The organism is Pseudomonas cerasi (assembly GCF_027983475.1).
GTDB lineage: Bacteria > Pseudomonadota > Gammaproteobacteria > Pseudomonadales > Pseudomonadaceae > Aquipseudomonas > Aquipseudomonas cerasi.
In genome coordinates this window covers 447,339-466,477 of record NZ_JAQJVM010000003.1, presented here as the reverse complement: position 1 = coordinate 466,477, position 19,139 = coordinate 447,339, and the positions used below count along the sequence as shown (strand labels likewise).

16 protein-coding genes and 2 tRNA genes are annotated in these 19,139 nt (G+C 59.0%); 10 read left to right on the top strand and 8 right to left on the bottom strand.

Translation table 11 applies throughout. The features are described from left to right. The first annotated feature begins 22 nt into the window (after positions 1-22). The 4 genes from PI739_RS18345 to PI739_RS18330 are packed head-to-tail and all read left to right on the top strand — an operon-like array spanning position 23 to position 5,081. Complete coding sequence (locus PI739_RS18345) at positions 23-1,129, top strand: ABC transporter ATP-binding protein (RefSeq protein ID WP_003434157.1); 1,107 nt, start codon at positions 23-25, stop codon at positions 1,127-1,129. Between the two features lie 17 nt (positions 1,130-1,146). Then, a complete protein-coding gene (locus PI739_RS18340; protein ID WP_003434160.1) occupies positions 1,147-2,628 on the top strand; it encodes a mannitol dehydrogenase family protein in 1,482 nt (493 codons plus the stop codon). A 10-nt stretch (positions 2,629-2,638) separates the two neighbouring features. Further along, positions 2,639-4,120, top strand: a complete 1,482-nt coding sequence (gene xylB, locus PI739_RS18335; RefSeq protein WP_271352082.1) for a xylulokinase — start codon at positions 2,639-2,641, stop codon at positions 4,118-4,120. 22 nt (positions 4,121-4,142) lie between these two features. Then, positions 4,143-5,081, top strand: coding sequence for a carbohydrate kinase family protein (locus tag PI739_RS18330; protein WP_003369326.1), 939 nt, complete (start codon positions 4,143-4,145; stop codon positions 5,079-5,081). 226 nt (positions 5,082-5,307) lie between these two features. Here the strand turns inward: PI739_RS18330 and PI739_RS18325 are convergent, their stop codons facing one another. Further along, on the bottom strand, positions 5,308-5,862 hold the full coding sequence (locus tag PI739_RS18325) for a hypothetical protein (RefSeq protein ID WP_003369324.1): 555 nt from the start codon (positions 5,860-5,862) through the stop codon (positions 5,308-5,310). A gap of 167 nt (positions 5,863-6,029) precedes the next feature. After that, the gene (locus tag PI739_RS18320) at positions 6,030-8,939 is read right to left on the bottom strand and encodes a bifunctional diguanylate cyclase/phosphodiesterase (protein ID WP_054081486.1); all 2,910 of its coding nucleotides are present in this window, start codon (positions 8,937-8,939) and stop codon (positions 6,030-6,032) included. 230 nt (positions 8,940-9,169) lie between these two features. Here PI739_RS18320 and PI739_RS18315 point away from each other — a divergent pair, with 230 nt between their 5' ends. The 3 genes from PI739_RS18315 to PI739_RS18305 all read left to right on the top strand — a co-directional run bounded on the left by PI739_RS18315 (position 9,170) and on the right by PI739_RS18305 (position 12,100). After that, the gene (locus PI739_RS18315; RefSeq protein ID WP_003434168.1) at positions 9,170-10,246 is read left to right on the top strand and encodes an NAD(P)-dependent alcohol dehydrogenase; all 1,077 of its coding nucleotides are present in this window, start codon (positions 9,170-9,172) and stop codon (positions 10,244-10,246) included. 304 nt (positions 10,247-10,550) lie between these two features. Next, positions 10,551-10,949, top strand: coding sequence for an NUDIX hydrolase (locus PI739_RS18310; protein ID WP_003369317.1), 399 nt, complete (start codon positions 10,551-10,553; stop codon positions 10,947-10,949). A gap of 89 nt (positions 10,950-11,038) precedes the next feature. Next, entirely contained in the window at positions 11,039-12,100 is a 1,062-nt protein-coding gene (locus tag PI739_RS18305) for an SDR family oxidoreductase (RefSeq protein ID WP_003434169.1), read from the top strand. 135 nt (positions 12,101-12,235) lie between these two features. Here PI739_RS18305 and PI739_RS18300 read toward each other — a convergent pair. Both PI739_RS18300 and PI739_RS18295 read right to left on the bottom strand, forming a co-directional pair. Then, positions 12,236-12,312, bottom strand: a tRNA-Val gene (locus PI739_RS18300). Positions 12,313-12,972: 660 nt separating this feature from the next. Then, positions 12,973-13,049: transfer RNA gene (locus PI739_RS18295), tRNA-Val, on the bottom strand. Positions 13,050-13,231: 182 nt separating this feature from the next. Between PI739_RS18295 and PI739_RS18290 the strand changes: the two genes are divergently transcribed. After that, on the top strand, positions 13,232-14,515 hold the full coding sequence (locus tag PI739_RS18290; RefSeq protein WP_003434170.1) for an NAD(P)/FAD-dependent oxidoreductase: 1,284 nt from the start codon (positions 13,232-13,234) through the stop codon (positions 14,513-14,515). Positions 14,516-14,574: 59 nt separating this feature from the next. On the opposite strand, the gene PI739_RS18285 is transcribed toward PI739_RS18290, so the two are convergent. Further along, positions 14,575-15,270 (bottom strand): hypothetical protein, encoded by a 696-nt coding sequence (locus PI739_RS18285; protein ID WP_058396986.1) that lies wholly within the window; start codon positions 15,268-15,270, stop codon positions 14,575-14,577. A gap of 220 nt (positions 15,271-15,490) precedes the next feature. On the opposite strand from PI739_RS18285, the gene PI739_RS18280 reads away from it, so the two are divergent. After that, positions 15,491-15,673, top strand: coding sequence for a hypothetical protein (locus tag PI739_RS18280; protein WP_042930717.1), 183 nt, complete (start codon positions 15,491-15,493; stop codon positions 15,671-15,673). 120 nt (positions 15,674-15,793) lie between these two features. Here the strand turns inward: PI739_RS18280 and PI739_RS18275 are convergent, their stop codons facing one another. Then, positions 15,794-16,552, bottom strand: coding sequence for a TerC family protein (locus PI739_RS18275; RefSeq protein ID WP_003369306.1), 759 nt, complete (start codon positions 16,550-16,552; stop codon positions 15,794-15,796). Positions 16,553-16,586: 34 nt separating this feature from the next. After that, positions 16,587-16,829 carry a hypothetical protein gene (locus PI739_RS18270; RefSeq protein WP_003369303.1) on the bottom strand — a complete coding sequence of 81 codons (243 nt, stop codon included), beginning with the start codon at positions 16,827-16,829 and terminating at the stop codon, positions 16,587-16,589. A 131-nt stretch (positions 16,830-16,960) separates the two neighbouring features. On the opposite strand from PI739_RS18270, the gene nhaR reads away from it, so the two are divergent. Beyond that, entirely contained in the window at positions 16,961-17,863 is a 903-nt protein-coding gene (gene nhaR / locus PI739_RS18265) for a transcriptional activator NhaR (protein ID WP_003369301.1), read from the top strand. On the opposite strand, the gene PI739_RS18260 is transcribed toward nhaR, so the two are convergent. After that, a complete protein-coding gene (locus PI739_RS18260) occupies positions 17,860-19,014 on the bottom strand; it encodes an MFS transporter (protein WP_003434173.1) in 1,155 nt (384 codons plus the stop codon). The genes nhaR and PI739_RS18260 overlap by 4 nt on opposite strands. Positions 19,015-19,139 lie beyond the last annotated feature (125 nt).

The following is a 19,139-nucleotide window of genomic DNA, read 5'->3' as shown; positions in this document are numbered from 1 at the left end:
AAAGAACAAGAAGGAGTCCAACATGGCTAATCTGAGCATCCGCAATCTGCAAAAAGGCTTTGACGGTCACCAGATCATCAAGGGCATCGACCTGGACGTGAAAGACCGCGAGTTCGTGGTCTTCGTCGGGCCTTCGGGCTGCGGCAAATCCACCCTGCTGCGGCTGATCGCCGGGCTCGAGGAAGTGACATCGGGAACCATCGAGCTCGATGGCAGGGACATCACTCAGGTGACCCCGGCCAAGCGTGACCTGGCCATGGTGTTCCAGACCTATGCGCTGTATCCGCACATGACCGTCGGCAAGAACCTGTCGTTTGCGCTGGACCTGGCGGGCGGTGACAAGGCCGAGATCAAGAAGAAGGTCGATGAAGCCGCACGTATTCTGGAGCTCGGACCACTGCTGGAGCGCAAGCCCAAGCAGCTGTCCGGCGGACAACGTCAGCGTGTCGCGATTGGCCGGGCCATTGTGCGCAACCCGAAGATTTTCCTGTTCGACGAGCCGCTGTCCAACCTCGACGCCGCGCTGCGCGTGCAGACCCGCCTGGAGTTGTCGCGCCTGCATAAAGAGTTGCAGGCCACCATGATCTACGTGACGCATGATCAGGTGGAAGCCATGACCCTGGCCGACAAGGTTGTCGTCCTCAATGGCGGCAAGGTCGAGCAGGTCGGCTCGCCGCTCGAGTTGTATCACCACCCGGCCAACCTGTTCGTTGCCGGCTTCCTCGGCACGCCGAAAATGGGCTTCCTCAAGGGCAGGATCAGCCGGGCGGACAGCAGCAGTTGCGAAGTCGAGCTGGATGCCGGAACGCGTATCAGCCTGCCAGTCAATGGCGCAGGACAAAGCGTTGGCGCCGCTGTGACGCTGGGCATCCGCCCGGAACACCTGAACCTTGCCCAGAGTGAGGATTGCCAGTTGCAGGTGATTGCCGATGTCAGCGAACGTCTTGGCAGCGACACGTACTGTCACGTGCGCACCCGTTCGGGCGAGGCGCTGACCATGCGTATTCGTGGTGATCTGGCCAGCCAGTACGGCGAAACGCTGAACCTGCATCTCGACAGTGCCCACTGCCACCTGTTCGACGCTCAAGGTCTGGTGATTGCCAAAGCCTTGCAGACTGCCGCCGCCTGAGTTCCGGAGAGCCCCTCATGAAACTGAACAAAAACAATCTGTCCCGACTGGACGCCGACATTGCCCTGCCCGCCTACACCGTCGACAGCACTCGCCAGGGCATTGCCCATATCGGCGTCGGCGGCTTCCATCGTGCGCATCAGGCGTTTTACACCGATGCGCTGATGAACAGCGGCGAAGGCTTCGAGTGGAGCATCTGCGGCGTGGGCCTGCGTCCTGAAGACAAGGCCGTGCGCGACGCTCTGGCACAACAGGACTACCTGTACACGCTGTATGAACTGGGTGACACACCCGATACCCAAACCCGCATCATTGCCTCGATCAGCGGCATGCTGCTGGCCGATGACAGTCCGCAGGCGCTGATCGACAAGCTTGCCAGCCCGGACATCCGCATCGTCTCGCTGACCATCACCGAAGGCGGTTACTGCATTGACGACAGCAACGGTCAGTTCATGGCCCATCTGCCGCAGATCCAGCACGACCTGGCGAATCCGGATCAGCCAAAGACGGTATTCGGCTTCCTCTGCGCCGCGCTGGCGCGGCGCCGGGCGCAAAGCACGCCGGCCTTTACCCTGATGTCCTGCGATAACCTGCCACACAACGGCGCAGTGACACGCAAGGCATTGCTGGCATTTGCCACGTTGCGCGATGCCGAGCTGCACGACTGGATCAAGGCAAACGTCAGCTTTCCCAACGCGATGGTCGACCGTATCACACCGATGACCAGCGCAGCCCACCGTCTGCAACTGGCAGACGATAAACACATCGACGACGCCTGGCCGGTGGTCTGCGAACCGTTCGTGCAGTGGGTGCTGGAAGACAAGTTCGTCAATGGTCGCCCGGCATGGGAGAAAGTCGGCGTGCAATTCACCGATGACGTGACGCCCTATGAAGAGATGAAAATCAAACTGCTCAACGGCAGTCATCTGGCACTGACCTACCTGGGCTTCCTCAAAGGTTATCGTTTTGTACACGAAACCATGAATGACCCGCTGTTCGTGAGCTATATCCGCGCCTACATGGACCTCGACGTCACCCCGCAACTGGCGTCGGTGCCAGGCATCGACCTGGAAGGTTACAAAGACACCCTGATCGAGCGTTTTTCCAACCAGGCGATTGCCGACCAGCTGGAACGGGTCTGCTCGGACGGTTCGTCGAAATTTCCCAAGTTCACCATTCCGACGATCAATCGTCTGATCGTCGATCAGGGCAATCTCGAGCGTGCCTCACTGGTAGTCGCCGCATGGGCGCTGTACCTGAAGGGTGTTGACGAGAACGGCACAACCTACAGGATTCCTGACCCGCGTGCCGAGTTCTGCCAGGCGCTGGTGGCTGATGACGCGCTCATTGCCGAGCGCTTGTTGGCGGTGGAAGAAATATTTGGCTCGGCCATTCCGAAATCCGCAGCCTTCGTGGCGGCTTTCGAGCAGAACCTCAATGATCTGCGCACGCTGGGTGTGAGTGGCACACTGGAAAAACTTTTGACCGCCAGGGCCTGAGGGACTTCCCATGTTTCTTGGAATCGATTGCGGGACCCAGGGCACCAAGGTGTTGGTGCTCGATACCGAAAGCGGCAACGTGCTGGGTGAAGGCTCGGCGCCGCACAGCCTGATCAGCGACCATAACGGCCGCCGTGAACAGGACGTGCAGCAATGGCTGGACGCGCTGCAAAAGGCGACCCGCGAGGCATTGGCAGCGTCGGGCGTTTCCGGACAGCAGATCCAGGGCATCGGTGTGTCAGGCCAGCAACACGGCCTGGTGCTGCTCGATGCCCACGGCGAGGTACTGCGCCCGGCCAAGCTGTGGTGTGACACCGAGTCGGCACCGGAAAACCAGCGCCTGCTGGACGACCTGGGAGGCGCGCAGGGGTCGCTGCAACGCCTTGGCCTGGTCATCGCCCCAGGCTATACCGTGTCCAAACTGTTGTGGACCAAGGAGCAGTTCCCGCAGCTGTTCGAGCGGATCGACAAAGTGTTGCTGCCCCACGACTACCTCAACTATTGGCTGACCGGTCGCTGCTGCACCGAGTTTGGCGACGCGTCGGGCACCGGCTACTTCAACGTGCGCACTCGCGAGTGGGACCTGCCATTGCTTGCGCACATCGACCCGAGCGGCCGGTTGGGCAAGGCACTTCCGCAGCTGTTGCAAGCCCACGAACCGGTCGGCGTGCTGCGTCCTGAAGTTGCCCGATTGCTGAGCCTGAACCCTGACGCTCTGGTGTCCAGTGGTGGCGGCGACAACATGATGGGCGCGATTGGCACGGGCAATATCCAGCCGGGGCTGATCACCATGAGCCTCGGCTCTTCCGGTACGGTGTATGCCTATGCCGATGAGGCACGGGTCAGCGAGCATGAATCGGTCGCGACCTTCTGCTCATCCTCCGGCGGCTGGTTGCCGCTGATCTGCACGATGAACCTGACCAACGCGACGACCGCCATTCGCGAGCTGTTCGCCCTCGACATCGCCGGCTTCAACCAAGCGGTCGCCCAGGCGCCGATCGGTGCCGAAGGCGTACTGATGCTGCCCTTTCTGAATGGCGAACGCGTGCCCGCCCTGCCCGACGCTACCGGCAGCATCGTCGGGCTGGACAGCACCAATCTGAACCAGGCCAACCTGTCCCGCGCGGTGGTCGAAGGCACCACCTTCGGCCTTCGCTACGGTCTCGATCTGCTGCGCGACAGCGGTATCAAAAGCGAGAAGATCCGCCTGATCGGCGGAGGCTCGAAAAGTGCCGTGTGGCGGCAGATCGTAGCTGACATCATGAACACCCCGGTGATCTGCACCGACCACTCGGAAGCCGCTGCGCTGGGCGCTGCCATTCAGGCGGCCTGGTGCTGGTCGCACGCCAACGGCAAGGTTCAGGAGCTGCAGCAACTGTGCGAACGCTGCGTAAGTCTCGATCAAAGCAGTGAGACGCACCCCGTGGTGCATAATGTGGCCGCCTATCAGCAGGTCTATCAGCGTTATCAGGCGCAACTGCGCAAGGTTTGAACCGTTTTTTCATGGAGCACTTATGTTTCTGGTTTGTGGCGAAGCACTGTTCGACATTTTCACCCGCGCTGATGACAGCGGTTCCCTGAACAGATTGGGGTTTGATGCGATTGCCGGTGGCTCTCCGTTCAACGTTGCGATCGGCCTGCGCCGCCTGGGTGTGGAAGCGAGCTTCCTGGCCGGGCTGTCCACCGATTACCTGGGCCGTCGGCTGCGTGCCGTGCTGGAAAAGGAAACCGTGAATACCGATCACCTGATCGAATTCGACGCACCCACTACACTGGCCATGGTCGCCGTGGGCAGCGATGGATCGCCAACTTACAGCTTTCGAGGCGATGGCTGCGCGGACCGCCAGTTGCGCCTGGAACACCTGCCGCAACTCGACGGGCAGGTACGCGGCATTCACGTCGGCTCGTTTTCACTGGTGGTGCAGCCGATTGCCGACACGCTGCTGGCGCTGGTAGCCCGTGAAAGCAGCACCCGCCTGATCTCGCTGGACCCCAATGTGCGCCTCAACCCGGCACCGGACATTCAGCGCTGGCGCAGCCAGGTCGCAGCATTCGCCGAGCATGCGCACCTGATCAAGGTCAGCGACGAAGACCTGCACCTGTTGTACCCGGACAGCGACCCACAAAAGATTGCCGAAGGCTGGCTCGGCAAGCGTACACAACTGGTCATCGTCACCCGCGGCACGCAAGGCGCCAGCGTCTTCACCCGTCAGCACGGTACCTGGTCGGTGCCGGCAAAAACCGTGGCCACCGCCGATACCGTCGGGGCCGGGGATACTTTTCAGGCCGCGCTGCTGACCTTCCTCAGTGAACGCCAGCTCGATACGCCGCAAGGCTTGTCAACGCTGTCACGGGAAACACTGGACGAGATGCTGAATTTTGCCGTCGGCGCGGCCGCGCTGACCTGCACAAAGGTCGGGCCGGATTTGCCGTACAGGCATCAATTGGGGTGAGAGGGCTTGAATACTACCTCCATACACCCGCATCAACTGCGGTGTATGGACGGTAGTCTTCGTGAGCAAGCGAAGCGTCGCCCGGCTCACTCCCACCCATTAAATGCATGTCTGAAGGGAGAAAGTATCGATACTTAACTCCATCGGAAAGCATTCCCTAGGTGAGAGTGAGCCGGGCGACGCTTCGCTTGTTCACGAAAAGGTCATCAAAGTCGCCGAACAAACATCAGGCCACCATACCGGCCTTGATACCTCTGATGCGGGTGTTGATGTCATCCGCAACGTCGTTCTGCTTGTCCTTGAGCGCGTCCTGAACCTTCTGGTCAATGGCCAGTTGGTCCTGAGGTGCCATGGCGTCATAGTCTTTCTGGGTGATGCCCGTCAGCTTTTCGCGCACTTTCTCTTCGGCTGTCTGCTTCAGAGAGTCCATGAATTTCTGTTGTACCGAATCCGTCGATGCCGTGTCAGTGGTGCTGGTGGTACCAGCCACTGAACCGATGACACCATTGTCACGGTCAGCCGTCTTTTCCGACAGTGACGTATCACCGGCGGATTTCAGGTTGATCATCATCCGTGCAAAGGATTCGTTGTAACCACTGTTGTCCTGCTTGCTGTCCTGCGATGTCGAACTGCTGGTCTGCGCGGTAACCGGTGCCGAACCTGATGTCAGGCCAGCGGCAGCGACCGAGCTGAAGGCGTCCTGGGACACCTCGTCTACGGTCTTGCGCCCGACGACAGCTCGGGAAACAAGCTGCTCAAGCGCACTCGTGCCAATAATCATCTCTCACCTCCTGATGAACCTGTTGCGCAGGTTCAACAGCAAGTCCAGTGCCAACTGCCCTACAAATAATTAACCTGTTGATTTTAAAGATTAAATAAAAACAGGGCATACAGATCGCGTCAAAAAACGGATGCATCCGGCCGCCTGCGGCAAGCATTGGCCGAGCTTCAGCCTGCCGCACGGCCGGTGTTGATATTCAATAGCTCAATCGGCAGCGGCTCGGAAAAGTAGTAGCCCTGCGCCTGTGTGGCGCCAATCTCACGCAGCAGCTCAAGGGTTTCACGGTCCTCGACCCCTTCGGCAACCACGGTCAGATCAAGGGATTCGGCCATGCGCACGATGGCACGCACAATCGCGCGGCTGCGTACACTGGAAGCCAGGCCGAAGATAAACGACTTGTCGATTTTCAATCCGCTGAAATGGTACTGGTGCACGTAGCTGAGCGAAGAGAAGCCCGCGCCGAAATCGTCGAGCATGACCGACATGCCGTGCTCGGCCAGAAGCTTCATTGACAGGCGTGCCTGCTCGGGATCGGCCACCAGTGCGCCTTCGGTGAGCTCCAGGCACAGACGCTCGGGCGCAACATTGTGTTCGGCAAGCATCGCCAGCACTTCCGCCGCGAATGCCGGACGGGTGATGCTGTAACTCGAACAGTTCACATGCACGGGTGGCCAATGACCGTTTTCGGGTTGCGCCAGAATGGCAACCACACGCTTGAGCATGTAAAAGTCCAGACGGCCAATCAGACGCAGCCCCTCTAGCGCAGGTAGAAAGCTCTCTGGCCCGACGACTCGCCCATCCGGCATGCACCAGCGGATCAGCGCCTCGAACGCGAGCAACTTTCCGCTATTGACGCAAATCACCGGCTGAAAATAGGGAATCAACTGATCCGTACGTTTCAGCGCCGTGCGCAAGGCGCCCTCCTGCTCGACCTGATCCGATACCTCGCGACGCAACGCCTGATTGAACACCGCGAAGCTGTCCCGGCCGCCATTCTTGACCCGGTACATGGCGGTATCGGCATCGCGCAGCAGGTCAGCCGGCTCCTGATGGAAGCGGCTGTCGGCGCCCACCACACCGATACTGCAGGAAGAAAAAACCGTGTGATCATCGATCACGAACGGCTGCTCGAACGCCGTCAGTATTCGCTGGGCAATCTCCGTGCCGGTCTGCAACGGCGTGTCGATGCTCAACACGGCGAACTCGTCACCGCCCAGCCGCGCCAACAGGTCCTTTTCGCGCATGCAACTGCGCAAACGCTCGGCGGCCTGCACCAGAAGGATGTCGCCGCAGTGATGGCCAAGGCTGTCATTGATCATCTTGAAGCGATCCAGATCGATGAACATGACGATCAGTTGCTGGCCATCGCGGCAGAAGTCCTGCCAGGCATGCCTCAGGCGATATTGCAAATGGCTGCGATTGGGCAGCCCGGTCAGCGAGTCGTGGGAGTTTTCGTGCTGCAGTCTGGCGTTGGCCCGATCCAGCTCACGGGTCCTGTCTCGAACCCTGGCTTCAAGCAAAACATTGGCGGTATGGATCGCGTCTGCCGCGCTGCGCCGGGACAGTGCCGTATCGATGTGACGAGAAACAAAGGTGAGCAGTTCCTGATCGCGCAAGGTATAGCTGACGTCCTTGGAATAACTCTGCACCACCAGCACGCCGCGAACCTGTCCGCCGTCGAACAGCGGAATGCCCAGCCATGAAGAACAACGACCGGATTGTCGCTGGACCTCGATCTCGCCAAGGCTTTCCAGCCTGCGGGCTTCATCGTAATCGATCAGGCACGGTCGCCGCTGGCCTATCACATACTCGGTAAACCCTCGCTGCCCGCGTCGTGAACGCGGCGGCGTGGGCTTGAACTCGTCAATGTAATACGGAAAGGTCACTTCGCCCGTCGCGCTGTCGTAAAGCGCGATGTAGAAATTGAGCGCCACCAGCAGCTCGCCGACGATCATGTGCAGGCTGCGGAAAAGCTCGTTCATGTCGCCGGGCTGACTGGAAAGCTCGGCAATCTGGAACAGGGCACTCTGCAGATGCTCGGCACGCTCGCGATCCCTGACTTCCTGACGCAACGCGTCATTGGCTGCAGAAAGTTGTTGCGTGCGCAGGGCTACCACCTGTTCCAGGTCAGTTCGGCGCAACTGCCGGTCCAGTGCCATCGCCACATGGCGCGACACGACGGCGAACAATGCACGATCCTGGGCACTGTAGACACGAGACACATCGTAAACCTGCATCGCGACCATGCCGAAGACTTCATCCGATGCATTTTTCAAGGGCGCGCCCATCCAGAACTCGGGCAGACGTCCGACGCAGTAAAAGCGGTTCTCGGCTTTGGCCAGTTCGATGCAGGCGGCATCGAGAAACAAAGGCTGCCCGCTGCTCAAGACATACCCGGTCAGCGACATCCGGTCAGCGTCGATAAACTCGAACGTCTCGTGAGCCATCGCTTCGTCATCGAAACGGTCAATGTAATAAGGGTACGTGATCTTGCCGCTTTGCCGGTCATACAGCGCAACGTAGAAGTTCTCGGCATCGATCAGCGCCCCCAATTGCTCATGAATGCCTTGCAGAAAAGCGCCGCGGTCCAGCGTGGAGCTGGCCAGCAGGCTGATTTCATACAGAACCCGCTGAGTGTTCTGCGCGCGGATCAACGCGGCGGTCTGCAACAGCGAGCCCAGTCTGGCGGCCAGATCCACCAGCAGGGGGTGGTCTTTGTCGGCCATCGGTGCCAACACCCAGCCCAGCACGCCTTCGCCCTGCCCTGCGACCCGGCAATGCAGCTGCAATTGAGCGCAATACGCTTCGAAGTCTTCAGCCGCGATGTGTGCTGGCCAGACAACGGTGTTGTCGCCCTGTCCGAGCAGGCATTTCAGTTCGCCAGCGGCGTAGGCAGCCCAGGCAATATCCGCTATCTGCTCGCGTGCGGCGCTGATGAGTGCTTCGATAGACGCGTGACAGGAGAATCGGTCGCGGTTGGCTGCCAAGGCGCTGCCGGGAGTACGTGAGGTGCACGCTACGCTTGGGCAAAGGCCCGTGGCCAGAAGTGAGACTGTCATGGAAACACCCAGATGCATGAGCCGACGGCGGTCATCCTTAAAATAATGACCAGAGATTACAAGCGTGTCAGGCATTGTTGCAAAGTTCATACCTTTTTGGCAGACCCTTGTATTCCCCTATGACGCTTGTGTGACGCAGGGCACTACACGGCTCCCTCATGTGTCAGATTCAGGTGCATTGCCGCGCAGCGAGGCTCGGCTATGCTGTCGTACGGCGTTACATTTATTCAATTGAACAGGTGACAGTAATGGTCAAGACGTACAGCTACGCAGCGCAATCTGCCCAAGACATACTCAAACCCCATCAATTCGAACGTCGCTCGCCCGGCGCTGACGATGTTCAGATCGACATCCTTTACTGCGGCGTGTGCCACTCGGACCTGCACACTGCGCGCAATGAGTGGCACAACACACTCTATCCTTCTGTTCCGGGTCACGAAATCGTCGGCCGGGTCACGGCGGTCGGCTCCGACGTCAAGCAATTCAAGGTCGGCGACCTGGCTGGCGTCGGCTGCATGGTCGACAGCTGCCAGCAATGTACATCGTGCGCCGAGGGTGACGAGCAATATTGCGAGAGCGGCTTCACCGGCACCTACAATGGCCCGGTATTTGGCGGCGAGAACACATTCGGCGGCTACTCCGACAAGATCGTGGTCAAGGAAAAGTTCGTCTTGCGCATCTCTCATGATGCCAACCTGGCCGCCGTAGCGCCGCTGTTGTGCGCGGGTATCACCACCTATTCCCCCTTGCGCCACTGGAAGGTCGGCCCGGGCAAGAAAGTCGGCATTGTCGGGCTTGGCGGTCTCGGCCACATGGGCGTCAAGATTGCCCACGCCATGGGCGCACATGTTGTGCTGTTCACGACCTCCCCCAACAAGCGAGAAGATGGCTTGCGCCTGGGCGCCGACGAAGTAGTCGTATCCAAAGACGCGGCACAGATGGCCGCTCAGGCCAACAGCCTGGACTTTATCCTCAACACGGTCGCAGCGCCGCATGATCTGGACGCCTTTCTGTCTCTTCTCAAGCGCGACGGCACCATGACACTGGTCGGCGCGCCGGCAGAACCGCATCCCTCACCAGCGGTGTTCAACCTGATCTTCAAACGTCGCAGCCTGGCTGGCTCGTTGATCGGAGGCATTCAGGAAACCCAGGAAATGCTGGATTTCTGCGCCGAGCACGGCATCGTTTCCGACATCGAAATGATCAACATGCAGGACATCAACGAGGCTTATGAGCGGATGCTCAAGGGCGACGTCAAGTATCGCTTTGTCATCGACATGGACAGCCTCAAGCAGGAAGCGGCTGCCGACTCGAACGCTGCCTGACGTGCAGCCAACAGCCAGGGAAGGCTGAGCGCACGGACATGCCGTACGTCGCCCCCGGTGAACCGAACGCGGCTAACCGCCCACTGATGTCCATACTCTAATGCAGCAAACGGGTTGCAGACCTCGGCAACCCGCCTGCTGTGCGTCTCGCTCTGGCTGTTTCACGCTAAGACCTGAGCGGCGCACCCGCCAAAATGAACTATTTATTACATTTTGGTGACTACCACTGACTGTCTTTGAGTCTCAAGTTCACGCAGTCCTTGCAGATACTCATGTCAACGGACGTTTAACAGGTGAACGGATTATGAAACAACGCGCGACAGTCATCTGCAAACGTGACGGCCAGGTCCTTTACGTGCGCAAACCGAAATCCCGCTGGGCATTGCCCGGCGGCAGGATTGAAGCGGGTGAAACGCCCTTCCAGGCCGCAGTGCGTGAACTGTGCGAGGAAACCGGGCTTGCCGACCTTGATCTTCTGTACCTCGATGTGTACGAGAAGGATCAAGTGGCCCACTACGTTTTTACCGCTCAGGTTCCAGCCTCCAGCGAGCCATCGCCGCAGAACGAAATTGCCGCCTGCAAATGGCTTGCGCCGCAGAAACTTGACGACCTGAAAGCCAGCAGTGCGACCAAAACCATCGTCAAGTCATATGCCAACGAGTCCGAAGACGTTTCCGGTGCACGGAGCCACGTGACGGGGTAATCGGGACAATCGGGTTGAACGGTATGGCCTGATTCTGTTCTGAGACAGCAGACGGTTCATTACTTTCTTCCCCGTCTCAGGAGACCCCTATGACTCAGACCGCCCTGGTTGTTGGCGCAAGTGGCATTGTCGGCAGCGCAATCACGCAGTTGTTACTGGAAAACGATTGGCAGGTTGCCGCCCTCTCCCGTAGCCCGTCAGCGCGGCCCGGCGTGATCCCGGTTGCTGCAGACCTGCAGAACCCGGAGTCCGTACGTGTGGCTCTGGCTGATTTAAAGCCCACCCACGTTTTCATCACGACATGGTCGCGTCAGGCCACTGAAGCAGAAAACATCCGAGTCAATGCCGCGATGGTGCGTAACGTGCTGGACGCTGTGCGGCCCGCAGGCAGTGTCAAGCATGTCGCGCTGGTGACCGGCCTCAAGCATTACCTCGGCCCGTTTGAAGCGTATGGCAAAGGCACCCTGCCGCAAACGCCGTTCAGGGAATCGCAGGCGCGCCTCGATATCGAGAACTTTTACTACGCTCAGGAAGACGAAGTCTTCGCTGCCGCAGAGAAGGATGGCTTTACCTGGAGCGTCCATCGTCCGCACACCGTGACCGGTGTCGCCGTCGGCAACGCGATGAACATGGCGACGACTCTGGCCGTTTACGCCTCGATCTGTAAAGCCACGGGCCGACCTTTCGTGTTCCCGGGCTCCCGTGTGCAGTGGGACAGCCTGACCGACATGACCGATGCGCGGCAGCTGGCCCGCCAGCAACTGTGGGCCGCGACCACACCTGCAGCGGCCAATCAGGCGTTCAACATCACCAACGGCGATGTGTTCCGCTGGAGCTGGATGTGGGGACAGATCGCCGAATACTTCGGCTTGCAGCCAGCCGATTTCCCGAGCGAGCCAGCCCCGCTGGAAACGCAGATGGCCAACGATCAAGCAATCTGGGATGACATTGTTCGCGAGCATCAGCTCAAGGAAAGTGACATCAACCGCCTGATTTCGCCATGGCACAGCGATGCCGATCTCGGCCGTCCGATTGAAGTAGTCACTGACATGTCGAAGAGCCGCAAACTGGGCTTCACGGCATTTCAGGCCAGTGACGATGCGTTCTTCGACGTGTTTGAAAAGCTGCGTCGTGACCGCCTGATTCCCTGAAGCTGCTCACGCTCTCGTGCCAATGCTCGCATTGGCACGAGAGCTGGCACTTTCTACGGGTAACGCAAGCACAACAAAAAAGGGCCAACCTTTCGGTTGACCCTTTTTTTACCGCCCAGCAGAGCGGATTTTGTTTGGTAGGCGCGATTGGACTCGAACCAACGACCCCCACCATGTCAAGGTGGTGCTCTAACCAACTGAGCTACGTGCCTGCTGTGGGTCGGCATTCTACGGATATTCGATTGCCTGTCAAACGCTTTTTTGCAGTAACTCTCTGAATACGTGAATTTTTTAAGGCTCCTGCCAGTGATCACGCGACATCGGATTCCTTTCGCCTTACCGGCACGCTGATCGTGCGGCCTTCTTGTGTTCACCCACCTTTTGAAACCTTACCTAGCATATTTACCAGTATCACTCATCATCCAGCCCTAATAACGCTTGCTAGTGTCATAGGCGTCGACCTATGCATCACTCAGGAGAAAAAATCATGGACGATGACGTGGCCGCACTGGTGGTTGATAACGGATCAGGCCCGGTTCAGAGCGACAATGAAAGCAACGCTGCCTCCGAAGACGGGCCCGCTATCACGAATCGCTATGCAAGGCTGAGAAGTGACGGAATCGTCATTATGATTCAAGACATCCTGGGCCCGCCCCCGACGCCGGACTGGAAACTATGCAAGGCAGATACAAAGCCAGCCAGAGACTCGCCGAGCGGGTCGGATTTGAGTACGAAGGCACGCTTAGACAGGATCGCATGAGCATTCAAGGAGGACTGCTCAACACGCGCGTTTACTCGATCATTGGCAAAACAAAAAAGGGCCAGCCTCTCGGCTGACCCTTTTGATACCGCCCAGCAGAGCGGATTTTGTCTGGTAGGCGCGATTGGACTCGAACCAACGACCCCCACCATGTCAAGGTGGTGCTCTAACCAACTGAGCTACGTGCCTGCTGTGGGTCGGCATTCTACGGATATGCGAATACCTGTCAATCTGTTTTTTTGCTAACCCTATGAAATACAGCGTTTTTTGCCAAACTACAGGCAACGACTCTTTTCGCCTGCTGCTGGCAGAGCTTTTATATCTCGGGTACGATTGCCGCCATCGTCAAGAATATTAAACGGAGTCTCAGGATGGCAAACACGCCCTACCCGCAGTCCTTCTATGCGGCTTCAGCCAATGCTGCCCCGGAACGTCCCGCGCTGCAGGGCGAAGTCGAAACTGACGTGTGTGTCATCGGAGCGGGTTACACAGGCTTGTCCAGCGCGCTGTTCCTGCTGGAAAACGGATTTCGGGTCACGGTGCTGGAAGCGGCCAAGGTCGGCTTCGGCGCATCAGGGCGTAATGGCGGGCAGATCGTCAATAGTTACAGCCGCGACATCGATGTCATCGAGCGAACCGTGGGGCCACGCCAGGCGCAGTTGCTCGGGCAGATGGCCTTCGAAGGCGCATCCATCATCCGCGATAGGGTTTCCCGTTACGGCATTCAGTGCGACCTGAAAGATGGTGGTGTATTCGCAGCGCTGACCAGCAAGCAACTGGCGCATCTCGAAGCTCAGCAGCGGCTCTGGGAGCGCTATGGGCACACCGGCCTCGAGTTGATGGACAAGCGCCGGATCAATGAAGTCGTGGCTTGTGATCAGTACATCGGCGGGTTGCTGGATATGACCGGTGGACATATTCATCCCCTCAACCTGGCGCTGGGTGAAGCGGCGGCCGTTGAAACACTGGGTGGCACGATCTACGAGCAATCAGCGGCCATTCGTATCGAGCGCGGGGCAAACCCTGTGGTGCATACGGCGCAAGGCAGGGTCCGGGCCAAGTTCATTATCGTGGCCGGCAATGCCTACCTGGGCAGTCTGGTCCCGGAGCTGGCGGCCAAGTCGATGCCGTGCGGCACTCAGGTCATCACCACCGAGCCGTTGAGCGATGAACTGGCCAAGACACTTCTGCCGCAGGATTACTGCGTCGAAGACTGTAATTACCTGCTGGATTACTACCGCCTCAGCGCCGACAAGCGCCTGATCTTCGGCGGCGGCGTGGTGTATGGTGCCAGAGATCCTGCCAATATCGAAGCCATCATCCGGCCAAAAATGCTCAAGGCGTTCCCGCAACTCAAGAACGTGAAGATCGACTACGCGTGGACCGGCAACTTCCTGCTGACCCTGTCTCGTCTGCCCCAGGTCGGACGACTGGGCGACAACATCTATTACTCGCAGGGATGCAGCGGACACGGTGTGACCTACACCCACCTGGCCGGCAAGGTACTGGCCGAGGCGCTGCGCGGTCAGGCAGAGCGCTTCGATGCGTTCGCCGACCTGCCCCACTACCCGTTCCCCGGCGGACAGCTGCTGCGCACCCCGCTGACCGCGCTGGGCGCATGGTATTACAGCCTGCGTGACCGACTCGGTTTCTAGATTTGCTGAACGTAAAACGGCACCTTCTCGGTGCCGTTTTTGTTCCTGCCGCGTTGATTTCATTTAACGCCGCGTGCCAGCGTTCTTTTCGCCTCGCCCGCCGCCTGCTCCTGTCCTGATGTCGATAACGCTTCAGCCGCCTGCAGCCAGCGCTGCGCATCGACATTGGCCGGCAACTGCCGGGGCGACTGAATCAGCACCGCCCAACTGCCCGCGTCCTTCCAGGCCGACGCAAAACTGCTGAAACTCATTGAATAGCGACGATCCATGCCTGCGTTGAGCAGCACGGTCTCCTTGATGCGGTTATAGCCGATCAACACCGCATAACGCGGCCCTTTCCACATCGCAGAGCCCTGGGCAAAACGCAGCATGACCGGATAACCCGCCGAGACCTGAGTCAGCAGGTCCTGTAATTGGCCATCAAGCGGGTAAACCATGAACCCGTATTCACGCGCGACTTTCTGCATGTTCTGTTCGAGCCGGTCCTCGGCGCCCGGCAGTTGCAGCGGCTTGTCGAGCAAACCGGGCGTTGTCTGCACCTGCTGGTTGGCCAGCATGCTAGCCAGCACCATCGGGCCGCTTTGATAGGCATTACCCCGAAAGAACGGAATCGACGTCAGCTCGACCCGGTCCGGAAGGCGTTTCATCTCCGGCGTAACCATCGACGAACAACCAGCAAGGCCCGTCAGCAAGGCCGCAATCAACCATGAACGCAGTGCACCGACAGTACCGGTATTGAAAGAAACCGACAGCATGTTCACTCACTTTAACTGTTATCGGGCAACCCGCGACCCGACCTGAGCACCGATGATAGAGCCGACCGGGTTCCGGGTATAGCCGCGCGCGGCACCCCGGTCAGCGGAATGGCGAAAATAATTCATAGCCCGATGCCACTGGTCAATTAACCGAAACATGCCCCGTACTAGACTGTCAGTTATCAAGACCGCAACAAAAAGCAGGAATGTGGAGGCACTTATGAGCCTGGAATTGACAATCGTGATGCTGATCGCCTCGTGGCTTGCCGTTGCCAGTGCGATGCTGTGGGGGGTGATGCGCATATCCCGTCGCCATCACCAGCCACGCAGTGTCGAGTCGCGCGTGGCAAAGCGGCCAGTCCTTGCAAAACATCTCAAGGCTCCCGCTGTAGCAGCCAACTGACTTACAAGGGCGTGAGCAGCGTTTAGCTGATCTGCCCTCATCAGCGTATTTGCCAGCACCTTGAACGCGAAAGGTCGACCCTGTTACCAGGGCCGACCTTTTTTACAGTTTCGCCAGCTATCAGTGCGTGGACACCTGAGTAGCGGCTTTCTTGCGTCTTGCCCTGCGTACCAGCATGTTCAAGGCTTCAACGGCTGCCGAGAAGGCCATGGCCGCATAGATATAACCCTTGGGCACATGGGCGCCGAAACCTTCGGCGATCAGCGTCATACCGATCATGATCAGGAAGCCCAGGGCCAGCATGACCACCGTCGGGTTGTCGTTGATGAACTTGGCCAGCGGGTTGGCGGCGACAAGCATCACCACGACAGCAGAGATGACCGCGATGACCATGATCGGCAGGTGCTCGGTCATACCCACGGCAGTGATGATACTGTCGATGGAGAACACCAGGTCCAGCATCAGGATCTGCACGATAGCCGCGCTCATGCTCAGCGCCACCACCGAACCCAGGGCTTTCTCTTCCTCGGTCTTGACGTCCATGCTGTGGTGAATTTCCGTCGTTGCCTTCCAGACCAGGAACAGGCCACCGGCAATCAGGATCATGTCTTTCCATGAGAACGCCTGACCAAATACCTCGAAGACCGGCTCTGTCAGCTGCACGATGTACGCAACGGTACTGAGCAGGCCCAGACGCATCACCAGCGCCATGCCGATACCCAGCTTGCGAGCCTTCTCGCGCTGATGTTCAGGCAGCTTGTTGGTGAGAATCGAGATGAAAATCAGGTTATCGATGCCCAGTACAACCTCCATCACCACCAGTGTCGCCAGCGCGATCCAGGCTGCCGGACTTGTTGCGAGTTCCAATAGGTATTCCATAGATCACTGCCCTGCCTGCGCCAATAGTTATAAGTCAGATTTCTTTATCAGACGTGTTTTCGGTTTCAGCCGAGTTTGGTGGTGGCTCCTGCAACGAAAGTTCCTGCCTGGCCTCGTCCAGTGCCTGGGTCGCGGCTTTATGGGTGTCATCGACCACCTGTTTTGCACTGTCGGCGGCGGCGTTCACCACCTGCTTGGTGGAAGACTCTAGCTGATCGCATCCCGCCACTACCAGCAGCGAACCGCTCAGTAATACAGCGTAAAGGGCTTTGTTCATGGGCTCCTCGGTCGGTGAAGCCGGGCGGCCTGTTCAGCCCGGCATTGGAGCGAATTCTAGACATCTTGAAACATAAGGAAAATTCGATTTTATAAGGCATATACTTCGGTTTTACCGAATCGGCAGAAAATATGCTCAATTACCGCCAGCTTCACTACTTCTGGGTCGTGGCCAAGACCGGCAGCATCGTGCGCGCCTGTGAACAGTTGAATCTGACCGCGCAGACCGTCAGCGGGCAGATCAGTCTGCTGGAGGCGTCACTGGGGGTCGATCTGTTTCAGCGCGTCGGTCGGCAACTGGAAATGACCGAAGCAGGTCGCCTCGCCCTGCCCTACGCCGAACAAATGTTTCAGTTGGGCAATGACCTGGAAAACCTGCTGCGTTCGCAACCGGATGAACAGCAATTGCTGTTGCGCATTGGGGTGGCTGACGTCGTGCCCAAGTCGATTGTCTACCGCCTGATCGCCCCGACCATGACGCTGGAAGAGTCAATCCGCATCACCTGTCGCGAGGACAAGCTGGAACGACTGCTGGCAGACCTGGCCATTCAGCGTCTCGACCTGGTGATTTCCGATAGCCCCATGCCGCCGCACCTGGACATCAAGGGGTATAGCCAGAAGCTGGGCGAGTGCGGGGTCAGTTTTTTCGCCACGCGTGAAATGGCGGAGCGTATCGGGACGGATTTTCCACAGTGCATGCATGGAGCACCGCTGCTGATTCCAGGCCAGGAAACCGTGGTTCGAGGCCGACTGATGCGCTGGTTTGCCGAACAGAGCATTCAGCCGCGCATCATTGGCGAATTTGATGACAGCGCGCTGATGAAGGCGTTCGGCAAATCCGGCAGCGGCGTGTTCGTGGCGCCCAGCGTGATCGCCGACGAAGTGCAGAACCAGTATGGCGTACAAGTGGTTGGCCACACTGACGCGGTGACCGAATCGTTCTACGCCATTACCGTGGAGCGCAAGGTCAGGCACCCCGGCGTTGTCGCCATCGCCGAAAGTGCTCGGAACCAGCTGTTTACCGATGCAGGCTAAGCCGGGAGCGGCCCTGGATCACGCTTGATCAACAACAGCGCCAGCACAATCGCCAGCACAATGATGCCCGCAGCGGCAAAACCGACGTTGCCCAGCCCCAGGTGATCAATGACCCTGCCGCCGATCAACGCGCCGATACCAATGCCAAGGTTGGCGCCGGCGATGTTCAGTGATGCCGCGAATGCAGGTGCTTGTGGCGCGGCCTTGATCAGCCGCACATGACTGACCAGAAACAAGGCCGCCTGGGTAATGCCCCAAACGGCAAGCGCGAGTGGCAAGGCCACCACCGAATGAATGCTCGGCACCACCGCGACCATGCCGACGACCATGAAAGCGCAGAACACCAGGCTGGCAATCAACGGATGGCGGTCGACCATGCGCCCGCCCAGCGAGTTGCCCAGCAAGCCGACAGCACCAAAGCCCATCAGACACCAGCCCACCAGAGCGCCGTCGAAACCGGCAAGACGCTCGAGCATGTCCGCCAGGTAGGTATAGGCCGTGAACATGCCGCTGAACACCAGCACCGAGAGCAGCACGTGCCCCTGCATCATCCGGCTGCGCAAGATGCCGAACTGTTCAAGGATCGAGACCGGGTTCGGCCGGGCAACCGTTTTCGGCAGATAGACCGTCAACAACAGTGCCTTGGCGAACGCCAGACCGGCCAGCACCAGAAAGGCCGTGCGCCAGCCGAACGCGTCGGAGATCAGGGTACCGATGGGGATGCCGAACACCGTGGCGCAAACGATGCCGAAACCGATCCTGGCAATCGCCCGCCCAGCAAACTGCGGACCGACAATGTCCACGGCGGTCTCGCTGGCCAGCGCCCAGAACACCGGCAAGCCCAACGCGGGAATCAGCCGGGCGATACCCATCACGGCGATATTGGGCGCCAGCGCCGCCAGCACATTTGCAAAGCCGAACAGTACCAGGATGCTGACAAACAGGCGCTTGCGCTCGAAGCGCGAAAAGTAGGCGGTCAGAAAGGGACCAAAGGCGGCGACGGTGAACGCGAACAACGTCACCAGCAGCCCGGCCTGCGAGACCGTGACATTCAGGTCGCGGGCAACGGCTGGCAAAAGGCCAACGATAACGAATTCTGTAGTCAGCACGGTGAACCCGGCGGCTGACAACAGAAGGATGGGCAACAACATGAATACTCCAGAACAACATCAATACAGCCCGCTGCAACAGCGCGGCCTGCGGGAGGACAATTAAAGCGGCTTGAAGATGAGTGTCACGCCAATGCTGCGCATTGGCGTGCATTTCGTGAGGCTCT

Excerpts from the sequence above, each read along its gene's own strand:
- PI739_RS18345 (WP_003434157.1), top strand. The coding sequence starts at position 23 with ATGGCTAATCTGAGCATCCGCAATCTGCAAAAAGGCTTTGACGGTCAC.
- PI739_RS18340 (WP_003434160.1), top strand. The coding sequence starts at position 1,147 with ATGAAACTGAACAAAAACAATCTGTCCCGACTGGACGCCGACATTGCC.
- xylB (WP_271352082.1), top strand. The coding sequence starts at position 2,639 with ATGTTTCTTGGAATCGATTGCGGGACCCAGGGCACCAAGGTGTTGGTG.
- PI739_RS18330 (WP_003369326.1), top strand. The coding sequence starts at position 4,143 with ATGTTTCTGGTTTGTGGCGAAGCACTGTTCGACATTTTCACCCGCGCT.
- PI739_RS18325 (WP_003369324.1), bottom strand. The coding sequence starts at position 5,862 with ATGATTATTGGCACGAGTGCGCTTGAGCAGCTTGTTTCCCGAGCTGTC.
- PI739_RS18320 (WP_054081486.1), bottom strand. The coding sequence starts at position 8,939 with ATGCATCTGGGTGTTTCCATGACAGTCTCACTTCTGGCCACGGGCCTT.
- PI739_RS18315 (WP_003434168.1), top strand. The coding sequence starts at position 9,170 with ATGGTCAAGACGTACAGCTACGCAGCGCAATCTGCCCAAGACATACTC.
- PI739_RS18310 (WP_003369317.1), top strand. The coding sequence starts at position 10,551 with ATGAAACAACGCGCGACAGTCATCTGCAAACGTGACGGCCAGGTCCTT.
- PI739_RS18305 (WP_003434169.1), top strand. The coding sequence starts at position 11,039 with ATGACTCAGACCGCCCTGGTTGTTGGCGCAAGTGGCATTGTCGGCAGC.
- PI739_RS18290 (WP_003434170.1), top strand. The coding sequence starts at position 13,232 with ATGGCAAACACGCCCTACCCGCAGTCCTTCTATGCGGCTTCAGCCAAT.
- PI739_RS18285 (WP_058396986.1), bottom strand. The coding sequence starts at position 15,270 with ATGCTGTCGGTTTCTTTCAATACCGGTACTGTCGGTGCACTGCGTTCA.
- PI739_RS18280 (WP_042930717.1), top strand. The coding sequence starts at position 15,491 with ATGAGCCTGGAATTGACAATCGTGATGCTGATCGCCTCGTGGCTTGCC.
- PI739_RS18275 (WP_003369306.1), bottom strand. The coding sequence starts at position 16,552 with ATGGAATACCTATTGGAACTCGCAACAAGTCCGGCAGCCTGGATCGCG.
- PI739_RS18270 (WP_003369303.1), bottom strand. The coding sequence starts at position 16,829 with ATGAACAAAGCCCTTTACGCTGTATTACTGAGCGGTTCGCTGCTGGTA.
- nhaR (WP_003369301.1), top strand. The coding sequence starts at position 16,961 with ATGCTCAATTACCGCCAGCTTCACTACTTCTGGGTCGTGGCCAAGACC.
- PI739_RS18260 (WP_003434173.1), bottom strand. The coding sequence starts at position 19,014 with ATGTTGTTGCCCATCCTTCTGTTGTCAGCCGCCGGGTTCACCGTGCTG.